The organism is Chitinivibrionales bacterium, assembly GCA_014728215.1.
GTDB lineage: Bacteria > Fibrobacterota > Chitinivibrionia > Chitinivibrionales > WJKA01 > WJKA01.
The window spans coordinates 1-11,242 of the sequence record WJLZ01000172.1 but is presented as its reverse complement, the minus strand read 5'-3'; the positions used below and the strand labels follow the sequence as shown (position 1 = coordinate 11,242).

At 43.1% G+C, this 11,242-nt stretch carries 8 protein-coding genes; 4 read left to right on the top strand and 4 right to left on the bottom strand.

What is annotated here, in order from left to right:
- The coding region (locus tag GF401_15495) for a GAF domain-containing protein (protein ID MBD3346457.1) at positions 1 to 1,320 on the bottom strand (1,320 nt) is incomplete at its 3' end.
- A 52-nt stretch (positions 1,321 to 1,372) separates the two neighbouring features.
- A complete protein-coding gene (locus tag GF401_15490; GenBank protein ID MBD3346456.1) occupies positions 1,373 to 2,989 on the bottom strand; it encodes a protein kinase in 1,617 nt (538 codons plus the stop codon).
- Positions 2,990 to 3,041: 52 nt separating this feature from the next.
- On the opposite strand from GF401_15490, the gene GF401_15485 reads away from it, so the two are divergent.
- From GF401_15485 to asnB, 4 genes are read left to right on the top strand one after another with little or no spacing between them, the layout of a single operon-like run.
- On the top strand, positions 3,042 to 4,037 hold the full coding sequence (locus tag GF401_15485; GenBank protein MBD3346455.1) for a flippase-like domain-containing protein: 996 nt from the start codon (positions 3,042 to 3,044) through the stop codon (positions 4,035 to 4,037).
- 2 nt (positions 4,038 to 4,039) lie between these two features.
- Positions 4,040 to 4,798: a macrocin O-methyltransferase gene (locus GF401_15480; protein ID MBD3346454.1), complete on the top strand. Its 759-nt coding sequence runs from the start codon at positions 4,040 to 4,042 to the stop codon at positions 4,796 to 4,798.
- 39 nt (positions 4,799 to 4,837) lie between these two features.
- Positions 4,838 to 5,968, top strand: coding sequence for a glycosyltransferase (locus tag GF401_15475; GenBank protein MBD3346453.1), 1,131 nt, complete (start codon positions 4,838 to 4,840; stop codon positions 5,966 to 5,968).
- Positions 5,969 to 5,973: 5 nt separating this feature from the next.
- Complete coding sequence (gene asnB / locus GF401_15470; protein MBD3346452.1) at positions 5,974 to 7,812, top strand: asparagine synthase (glutamine-hydrolyzing); 1,839 nt, start codon at positions 5,974 to 5,976, stop codon at positions 7,810 to 7,812.
- 25 nt (positions 7,813 to 7,837) lie between these two features.
- Here the strand turns inward: asnB and GF401_15465 are convergent, their stop codons facing one another.
- Both GF401_15465 and GF401_15460 read right to left on the bottom strand, forming a co-directional pair.
- Complete coding sequence (locus GF401_15465; GenBank protein ID MBD3346451.1) at positions 7,838 to 8,623, bottom strand: methyltransferase domain-containing protein; 786 nt, start codon at positions 8,621 to 8,623, stop codon at positions 7,838 to 7,840.
- Positions 8,620 to 11,242 (bottom strand): SUMF1/EgtB/PvdO family nonheme iron enzyme (locus GF401_15460; GenBank protein ID MBD3346450.1); only part of this gene is annotated, 2,623 nt, incomplete at its 5' end. The genes GF401_15460 and GF401_15465, both read right to left, overlap by 4 nt.

Sequence of the window (11,242 nt, the reverse complement as noted above, 5' to 3'; positions counted from 1 at the left end):
GTATAAATCTTCCCTGAAAATGTTCTCATTGACCATTTTTTCGAGGTTCCTGTTTGTTGCACAAACAATGCGGACATTTACTTCGTCTTCAACTGACGAACCAACTGCACGGATTTTTCCGGTCTCCAACGTTCGAAGGAGTTTTGCCTGGATTCCGATACCGATCTCACCTATTTCATCAAGAAAAAGCGTGCCGCGGTCTGCCATGCTGAAAAGTCCTCTATGATCGGACACCGCCCCTGTGAAACCTCCCTTTTTATGCCCGAAAAGTTCGGATTCTAAAAGATCTTTTTTGAGTGAGCTGCAATTAACAACAACGAAGGGATGAGAATGTCGCCTGCTGTTTGAATGGATAAATTGCGCTATCAAATCTTTGCCGGTTCCAGTCTCGCCCTCAATAAGCACGGCAATATCAGTCCCGGCGCAATTCTTGGCCTGAGATAGTATGCTTTTCATTACTTTTGATTCGGCAACAATATCACTATCAGCGCTTATTTTTGATAGCTGGTTAATCGTGTTCCGTTGATGAGAGATAAATTCAACATGATCGATCAACATGCCGACCAGCGCTGCATACGTTTTCATAATTTTCAAGTCGTACTCGCAATAGGATGTCGAAGGCTTATTTGACCCGATGTACAAGACACCAGTTATTTTTTCAGCGATTATAATCGGCACGCATATCACCGAATGCAGCTTTAAGTCTATGATGCTCTGGGATTTATTAAATGAATTATCCATTAAAGCATTCGAAACAAGCACCGGCTTTCTGCTTTTCAATACCTGCTGTACGATTGTATCGCTGAACCGTGATTGTGATTTATCATTTCCGAATGAAGCGAATAGTGCGGGATTTCCTTTATCATCTAAGGTAATAATAAACGTATCAGTACCCTCGATCAATGCTAAACAGTTGTGAATGATTGCCTTAGCGAGCTTCCTAAGATCTCTCTCATTCCCAACAGTTTCAGCGAAATGAGATAATTGGGTGAGAAATATTTCCGAATCACAATCTTCCGGCGCACCAATTGATGGTCTATCCAAAAGAAACAACTCTTTTGCTATTTCAATTCTATCTCCAACGTGAAGAATTGCAGATTTTACATTTTTGCCGTTTATCCGAACCACGCCGCCCTGTGACGACTTAAGGTTATATGATTCCTGTTTGCCGTCACTTGATTCTATTTGAACAACGAAATCATGCGGGTGTTTGCTTTCAATTACGATATCATTATCATGAGATGTGCCGATTAAAATGAACTTTTTTCTAAGCGGGAATTCTCTATTCTCTAAAGGCAATATATGCTTCAGGACCAACATAGCAATTCAAACACCTGCAATATTAAAGGATTGACCGCACCAAAAGTATGCGTTAAGGCTCCGAGGCCACCATTTTGACCATTTTATTTGTTGTATCAAAAGTCTCAACAATAATAGAATCCTGGAAATCAAAGAACCCATCTTTCCGCAGCAGGATATCATGCTTTCCCGGAGCAAGAGGAATGATTTCATTCCTCGGGGTTTCTCCGCGCTCAACGCCGTCAACAAATATCCTGACCCAGGGAGGATTTGTCCGTATAAAAAGAAAACCAATATCTTCCCTCTTTCCGCTGGATGGCTCTTTTAAATCAGTCATCTGTATCTGATGAAAATCTTCAGCCGCAGCAACTTCTTCTTTTTCATTTGATCGGCTTTTCGGATTTGTGGACTCTTCCGAATGATTCGAACTCGGCCCGGAATTTCGACCTAAACCATAAGCCGTTGAATCGTAATGGGTTATGCGTACTGTATCAGCACGACTATCACTACTTTTAAACGAGCCGGCAAAATCAAATCTAACCGATTTTAATAAAAAATAAGCACTGCAGGCTACAATAAGAAAGAGTGCTGCAAGAAAACCTGTTTTCTTTATGAAATTGTTTCTTTTCAACAAAACCGATAATTTTTCATCTTCCGGAGCTAATGCGCCAAAACATCTGGCCTGATTGAGATTTCTGATACAGGATGATTGCTTTTTATTGTTGAAATCACTTCGAGCCTTATTGCAATAAATCTCAAAAAGCTCGGCCTTTTCTTTATTCTTGCAGGAAACCGGATCAACTAAAAAATCAGTAATCCTGTGCTTCCCCAGCCTTATCTGATCTTGGCGGCATTGCGTCTCAATACGATTTAGTGCTTCCCCGGCATCAGGCCTGCACGCCGGATCCTTTCTCATGCAGGATGCGACTAAATCGGAAAGCCAGAATAAGACTTCAGGATTATGTCGGAACACAGGTTCTGATTCATCATCAATGATAGCCCGGATTACAGCATGTGAATTATCACGCTCAAACGGCTGTTTGCCTGCCAGGCATTCATATATCAGTGATGCCAGTGAAAAAACATCAGTTTTTCCATCAACTTTTTTCCCTTCGGCCTGCTCCGGGGATATATAGCTTGGAGAGCCAACGAATGTTCCGGTAACGGTGATTGAATCCTTATTTACTAAATAGGCTATCCCGAAATCCATGATACGAATATACCCGGATTTATCGATCATTATATTGGCAGGCTTTATGTCACGATGGATAATCCCTTGTTCATGTGCTGCCTGAATCCCCGACAGTATCTGGCACATCATTTCCAGAATAAAAACATCAGGAAGGATTGTGTGTTTTTCCAGAAGATCATTAAGAGGAACGCCATCGATAAATTCCATTATCAAAAAATGCTTGTCATGCTCTTCTCCATAATCAAAAACTTTTATTATATTTTCATGGGCTAATGAGGCAATAGCCTGAGCTTCTGTTCTGAAACGCTTAATAGCATCAATTCGCTCCAGAAGATGGGGATGGATCATTTTGATGGCAACTTTGCGGGACAGCAGCGTATCCTGTGCGCAGTACACCGTTGCCATCCCACCGGAGCCGACTTCATGCAAAATCACATATCTATCAAGTATATCCATATATTTGAAAACTCGATTATTTCTTGAATATGGCCTTACCATATTTGTCCATAACTTAATTTATAGAAAAATAATTACGTAATTATAATAAATAATGTTACTTAAATATATGAAATTGTCAAATAAAAAGTATATTCGGCCCCTCAGAATAGTAATCGCATTTTTGCCTATAGTATGGATTCTCAGTAAGATAGATTATGATAAACTGAGCAGCGCGATTGTTCATACAGCATGGTGGACCCTGCCGGCAATTATAGCAATTACCTATATATCCATGCTGGTACAGGCACATCGATGGTGGTTTTTGATACATGCATTTAATAGAGATCTGCCGTTTATTAAAGCGGTCACGATACATTTCAAAGGGCTTTTCTATTCCATTATTACTCCAACCAGCGCAGGTCAGGATATTATCAGGGCAGCTATTTTATCAAAAGAGCACGATTACCGCATTGTATGGGGGGCATCATGGATCTGCAGACTGTTTGGCCTATTTGCATCCGCCCTGCTTTCGATCTATGGAATATACTCAATTGATAAGGGAATCGTTCCATCGCAAGCAATCACAATTATTTCAATAAGTTTTTTTTCTGTCTGTGCGTTGATCCTTTTATCATTCACCAAAGGGATTACCCGGCTTTTAAGGCCGGCATTTTTAAAATTTTTGCCGGAAAAACTGAAAAAAATTGCTGTGGAGATTCGAGAAGGTATCTATATCTATAAAGAGAAAAAAAGGGAACTTATTATAGTATTCATAATTACCTTTTTATTGCAGTTCATTATTATCACTAATTCGTGCTTTCTCATACTCGGCATTTCAGGAACTTTTCCATTTCTTGAATGTCTGGCCTTTTTGCCTATTATCGAAATCATCTGCATAACCCTTCCACTCACACCCAATGGCATCGGCGTACGGGAAGCGCTTTTAGCAATTTTTTTCAGCTATCTTGGATTAAGCAATGAACAACTTGGCGTTTATATAGGCCTGGGATTTATCTCTATCGCCTTGAAAATTACCGGGGGCATTCCGGTTTTTCTGGATCTTATAAACGAAGGGCGCTACCGCTCCACACCACAAAGGAATGCATAACTATGAAAAGAGCTGTCGTTAAAACTGTACGACGTCTTGCACGAAATTTCGGCTTTGACATCAGTAAAAAGGGAGAATATCCTCCGGATTTTTCAGAGGAAGATATCGAAATAATTAAAGCCGTTTCTCCCTACACTCGAACATCACCGGAGCGGATTTATGCTGTAATTCAGGCAATACGTTATGTTGTGAGCTGCAATATCCCCGGTGATATTGTCGAATGCGGCGTGTGGCGAGGTGGCTCAATGATGGCTGCTGCAAAGACACTGCTTCTTCTCAATCAATCCGACAGGCACTTGTACCTTTATGATACCTATGAAGGCATGTCGGAACCTACCAATGATGACATCGATTACGAAGGCAAGCGGGCATCGGTTGAATTGGCAAAAGATAACAAGGATTTCTCAGAAGATTCGACATGGTGCTATGCAAGCGTGGCAGATGTTCAAAAGGCAATGGAACAAACCGGATACGATGCTTCAACGATTCATCTGGTCAAAGGAAAGGTTGAAGAAACCATCCCGGCGAATACTCCTGAATCAATTGCCATATTGCGTCTCGATACCGACTGGTATGAGTCCACCTTGCATGAAATGCTTCACCTCTATCCACGACTAGTGAAAGGCGGTGTTCTTTTGCTGGATGATTACGGCCACTGGGTTGGAGCTAAAAAAGCCGTGGATCAGTACATAAAAGAGAATAATCTCAAGCTCCTTTTGTCGAGAACAGACTACACCGGTCGATTGGCAGTTAAACAGTAACAAATCACCTTTGCCTGTAGAGTAATCAAAGGACCCGCATTGAAAATTCTGCATCTGATATACGATCATCCTCAAAACCCTTGGCTTGGTGGTGGCGGTGCAAAGGGAACGCTGGCAATTGCGCAATACATGGAACAAAACGGACATACTACGACAATAATCTGCGGCAAATTCAAATCGGATGATCCCTTACTGCAAACAGGGCATATACAATACAAAAAAGTCGGGTGGGGAATAAATTATCTCATTTCCCGCATTTCTTATACAATTGGATCTTTCCTCTATGTATGGAGAAATCTTAAAAAATATAATTTGATCGTTGACGATACCTCTCCTTTTTCACCGACATTCAGTTTTTTGTTTTCTCAAAGAGTGCCGGTCATAGCCACTATCCGCAATGTATTTGGAAGTCATGTGTTGAAAAAAGGTATAATAACCGGAATACCTGCATTTATCAGTGAATTCATGATACTCAGAGCATATTCCTGCTATATAGTTGTTTCTCCTTATATGAAAGATTCTATACCGCGCAGGAAAACATGTGAAATCATACCAAATGGCATAAACTTCGCCGAAATTCCATCACACCTTCCTGCAAAGAAATCTTATATTGCATTTCTGGGGAGAATTGAGATTTATCAAAAAGGCCTTGATATCGCTTTGCGTGCCCTTGGAGATTTAAAACAGCTTTTGCAGAGAAATGATATTATTTGCAAGTTTGCGGGAAGCGGCAAAGACAGCAATAAATTCCAGTCTCTTATTAAAGAGCAAGAGCTGACGCACGTATGCGAATATATCGGGCGGTTAGAAGGAGAAGACAAATATTTATTTCTTGCACAGGCACTTTTTATCATTGCTCCATCACGCTTTGAGGCAATGCCCCGGGTGCCGCTTGAAGCCCAGGCTTGTGGGACGCCGGTTATTGCATCATCTATTCCATCATTTAAATACGTAATAAAAGCTGATGAAAGTGGTATTCTTATTAAACCCGAAAGCACCGATGAACTTAAGAATGCGATCATTAACCTGATCGAAAACACAGAAAAGCGCATGCTCTATTCAAATGGCGCTCTGGAGCACAGCAAACTGTTCGATCGCGATGTTTTCATGAAGCAGCGCCTGGAATTGTATACAAAAATATCTCAACAAAAAGCGAATAAAAACAATTAAAAAATATGTGCGGTATTTGCGGAATATTCGATTACAACAACCGGCAGATTGACAAGGCCATCCTGAAAAAGATGACCGATGTTATGATTCACCGCGGCCCGGATGATCAAGGTCATTTCGTCGATGCTGCTGTCGGCCTCGGTCATCGACGGCTTTCGATTATCGATTTGTCGAGCGGTCACCAGCCACTATCCAATGAAAACAGCACCCTATGGGTCGTCTATAATGGAGAGATTTTCAATTTCAAAGAACTCCGCCGGGAACTGGAGAAAAAAGGGCATATCTTTTCTACTCAAACCGATACCGAAGTAATCATTCATGCCTATGAATCCTATGGTGTTGAATGTGTCAAGCGGTTCCGAGGACAGTTCGCCTTTGCAGTCTGGGATTCCACTAAAAAGCGCCTTTTCATTGCACGCGACAGGCTGGGCATAAAGCCGCTCTATTATGCATATAAAAATAATCAATTTCTTTTTTCTTCAGAAATCAAATCGCTTCTGATAAACCGGACAATTAATCCTGAAATCTGTATTGCCGGTTTGAATAAGTATCTCTCTCTGGGATATGTCTGGGGCGAAGACACACTCTTTGAAGGCATAAAAAAACTCGAACCCGGCACATTTATGATTATCGATGAGCATGGCACAAAAGAACCGCATACCTATTGGAATGCCGCAGAACATGCTCATCCTGTTAATAAGCCGTTTTCTTTTTATTGTGATTCGATAAAAGATATTCTCACCGATGCCACATCGATGCGGCTTATCAGTGATGTTCCTCTGGGAGCGTTCTTGTCCGGAGGCATCGATTCGTCAATAATGGTTGCATTAATGAGCCGATCTTCACCACAGCCGATCGACACATTTTCGGTTTCATTCCGTGATGAAAAATATGATGAGTCATCGTATGCAAATCTGGTGGCGCAAAAATATAATACAAACCACCATGTTTTATTTGGTGATGATGACATCATTTCCATTTTAGAAAAAATTGTCTGGCATCTCGACGAACCACTTGCCGACTGTGCCGTTATTCCTACATATATCATGTCCCAACTCACAAAGCAATTCGTCACCGTTGTTCTTTCCGGTGACGGCGGCGATGAGATCTTTGCCGGCTACAACAAATATATTCCCCTTGCCTATATGCCATCTATCGGAAGATTCCCGGGAATATCACCAGCTGTTGTCAATTATTTTCTGAAAGGAAAAATCTCATCCCGCTCAAATGCATCTTCAGTATGGAGCGATGTCCGAAACGCGTATTTCAGGATGCTTTCCAGCTATGACCTCAACGAAAGGACCGCCTTATTTTGCAGCCGTGAAGCTTCTCTTGATTGCGAGCAATCACTGGTAAATAAAATTGATAAAGACCTCCACCCGCTCATTGGAGCGCAATTACTCGACCTGATGAGCTGGCTTCCTGATGACATCCTCCTTAAAACCGATAAAATTGGCATGGCGTTCAACCTTGAAACTCGACTGCCTTTTCTGGATCACGTGCTGGTTGAAAATGCGTTTACAATGCCGGTTAATTATAAGCTCCGGGTGCTGACAGGGAAATATATCATCAAACAAGCGTTTCAGGATATCCTGCCCAGTCAGATAATTAAAAAGAGAAAGCACGGTTTCGATTTTCCCTTCGAAAGCCTTATTCCAGAGAAATATCTCGACACATTATTTGAAGACTCACCGCTGTATTCGATATTGCAGAAAAAGCATATCCGGGATATAATTGAAAGAAGGTATAGCCAACCATTTTACGGCAACAAATTCAGGACACTCTTTTTCCTGTTCCTCTGGCATAAAATATTTATTGAGAACAGTGCCAATTTCTTGGATTAGCCATCGCAGTCGGATTTGATCAACCTTACTTTTTTCCGGCGATAAGAAGTATTTGAGAAGCTTTAAACCCGAAAGATCTGAATAGCCTGTCGAGAGCCGATTGGACGGGAAAGGGCAGCAGGCAGAGGAGAAATATTAGCGACCGTTTAAAAATCAGTGTAAAAAAGTTTTTATGCACCGCACAATAAAGGATCATCCGCGAAAATGCATCATTTTCTTCAGTGAATGAAATCACGAATTTCTTCTCAATGACATTCTTAATAGAATTGTTTGTATACTTTCTTACATGAGTCGGGACATCCCAGCCTTTTTCATTCAGCGGTACCATGAAAAAAGCCGTGCCGTCCGGCTTTAAAATCCTGTGGATTTCTTTTACCAGCTCTGAATCCGAAACTACATGCTCCAATACATGGCTGCAATTAACATAATCGATTGACTCACTTTTGATCGGCAACAAGGACTGAAAGGGATCTACAGATAAAGCATATGCATGGGAGAGCCCTTTTCCGATAGCTCTTTTAGTAAATGCGGTTACATTCGCTATCGAAATATCGGTACCGATTACTGTGACTTTTTCATTTTTATCTCTTGTAAAGATCTTCTCAATCAAATAGGCATCACCAAAACCGATATCGATTAAATACTTCTCATTCGCAGAATATTTTGTAAATGCTTTCAGAAAAGTATGAGCATGAAACTTCTCGGTATATGAAAAAAAGGTGCGCAACGGGTTTTGTTTGCCCCACCAGTTCGAAGTATAACGGATGTTTTCTTCGATTCTTTTTTGAACAGTATTATCCATGAATATCATTCTGTTTTAGTACGAGCAACACGAAAGCCTATTCCACGATGCAAGTTAAGCCTTCCATTCCATCTGAAAGAAGATCGTAATTCTTTAGGACCCACATCTCCCCAATAACCGCCTCTTCGTACCCGATTCGAAGTCGCTGTTGGAGTCGGACCGGTTGGATCTGTTTCCGGATCAGAATTGCTATAATCAACAAAAACATCATTGCACCATTCCCAGACATTGCCTGACATATCATAAAGATTAAAACCATTGGGTTGCGCTGTCGCTACAGCATGCCCTGAGCCTCCGCTGTTGGAAGAATACCATGCATAGGTGCCGTCAAGTGCATCTCCCCAGTAGAACTGCGATGTAGTGTTTGCCCTGCAGGCGAATTCCCATTCTGCGCTCGTTGGAAGTCTGTAGCCGGGCAAGGTTATATCGCAAGTCCAGACATCTCCTGTTCCAGTACCGGTGTCATAACATACAGGAAGCCCTCTCTGAGCACTGAGCTGTATGCAAAAGCGGACTGCATCATACCAATTTACATAACAGACTGGGAAATTGCCGATTTCTCCAAGAGAATCAGCCGGATTAAAACCCATAACATCTTCATACCGTTCCTGAGTTACTTCCGTAGTGTCCATCCAGAAATCATACGTAAATGAAACATCGTGCACGGGGCTTTCAATATAAACCTGCCCGGCGCTATACCCCATAGTGAATTCCTTCAGTTTCGAAGGAATCAACACCATGCCTTCGGAGCAGTGCAAAAAAGTTGCAGCTACCGACTTGTTCGTGTTCATTGTAACATCAATAGAAGCCACATTCCCGGTTGCATCCCCTGACCATCCGGAAAAAAACCAATCTACTTGTGGTGCTGCAGTTGCTACCACAACAGCTCCCGATTCATAGGTCCCCCCTGGAGGATTGAGGGATATACTTCCCTGGCCAGTTACAGAGGTGCTTAGAGTAAACAGCGGAACGAAATGTCCAGTTACACTTTTGTCAGCATCCATTGTTACCGAGGCAGCCGTTTGACTTCCCGAAGCATTGCCACTCCAGTGGTCAAATGCCCACCCCGGGTCGGGAGCTGCAGCCAAACCAACAACAGTTCCTTCAGTATACGTGCCACTGCCGGGTGTTACTGTTCCATTACCATCGACAGAAACGGTCAAAGCATATTCATTTGGTGGAATCTCAGAAAACACCGCCTGCACATTTTTATCAGCATCCATTGTGAGTTCAAGCGATGCTATCGTTCCACTTCCATCCCCTTCCCACCGTACAAATTGCCATCCTTGCGCAGGAGTTGCGGTAAGTGTAAGGACTGTTCCCTCATCGTAAGTGCCGCTTGATGGCGTTATACTTCCGCTACCGGAGACCGAGGAAGTAAGCGCGTATTCGGGAACAACAATCTGGCTGAAATGTGCAGTAATATTTTTATCGCTGTCCATGGTCATATCAAAAGAAGCAATTGTTGCATCTGTGGTACCTTCCCAGTGATCGAATTGCCAGCCTTGCTCCGGTGTTGCGGCAACTGTCACCACCGTTCCTTCATCGTATGTCCCGCCGTTTGGTGTAACGCTTCCACTGCCGTTAGTGCCGACAACCAGTGTATATTGCGTTGCAGGAATTTGTGAAAAATGTGCGGTTATTTCTTTGCTGGTAGACAGGGTAACGCTCAACGGTGAAACGGTTCCTGAGGCATCACCGCTCCAGTAGTCAAACTGCCACCCGACCGATGGCGTGGCTAATAAGGAAAGGACGGTATCTTTTGGATAATTTCCGGATGACGGAATGGCACTGCCGTTCCCGGATGTACTCACAGTGAGGGTGCAAACAGGAGCAGGTATTGCTACAAAATGGGCGACTATTGACTTTTCGGCATCCATGCTGATCGATGTCGCAGCATCGGTACCGGTGAGTGCACCGCTCCAGTGATCGAACTGCCAGCCTGCCGACGGCACAGCAGTGACATTGATGGTAGCGCCACTTCGATAAGCACCTCCCGGGGGATCGAGAGAGACGCCCCCCTGGCCCTGGGTTGTGGTTGAAAGCAGGAATGTCTGAGTAAAATTCGCTGTTACATTCTTATCCGAATTCATGGTTACCACTGTTGTGCAATTAGTTCCCGAGGCGTTACCGCTCCAGAAATCAAAGACCCAACCGGCCGAAGCTGTAGCGATTAGCTGAACATCGGCCCCATCTGCATATCGACCACCATCAGGCTGCACACTGCCGCTTCCGGAAGCTGTTACCGCTAATGCAAAGGAATCGGCACTCATTTCAGAGAAATGAGCGGCTATTGCAAGGTTCGAATCAACAGTTACTATAATCGATGAATTTGTCCCTGAGGCATCACCTTCCCAGTGATCGAATTTCCATCCCTGCAAAGCATTGGCGGTTACAACAACCGAATCGCCTTCGATATACGAATCCGCCTGCGGAACAGCGAGTACACTCCCCTCTCCTGCAGTGGTAATGCTGATTGTGTACCATACCGGATCTTTCTCAAAAAGGGCGGTAATTGAGTAGTTTCCCAAAACCGGAAAGGTTATTGCAGCACTGGTATCTCCATCTGCCGGGCCACCGTTCCATTCTTTGAAATGCCAGCCTGAATCGGGAATAGCGGTGAGTGTT

Excerpts from the sequence above, each read along its gene's own strand:
- GF401_15465 (MBD3346451.1), bottom strand. The coding sequence starts at position 8,623 with ATGATATTCATGGATAATACTGTTCAAAAAAGAATCGAAGAAAACATC.
- GF401_15485 (MBD3346455.1), top strand. The coding sequence starts at position 3,042 with ATGTTACTTAAATATATGAAATTGTCAAATAAAAAGTATATTCGGCCC.
- asnB (MBD3346452.1), top strand. The coding sequence starts at position 5,974 with ATGTGCGGTATTTGCGGAATATTCGATTACAACAACCGGCAGATTGAC.
- GF401_15480 (MBD3346454.1), top strand. The coding sequence starts at position 4,040 with ATGAAAAGAGCTGTCGTTAAAACTGTACGACGTCTTGCACGAAATTTC.
- GF401_15490 (MBD3346456.1), bottom strand. The coding sequence starts at position 2,989 with ATGGTAAGGCCATATTCAAGAAATAATCGAGTTTTCAAATATATGGAT.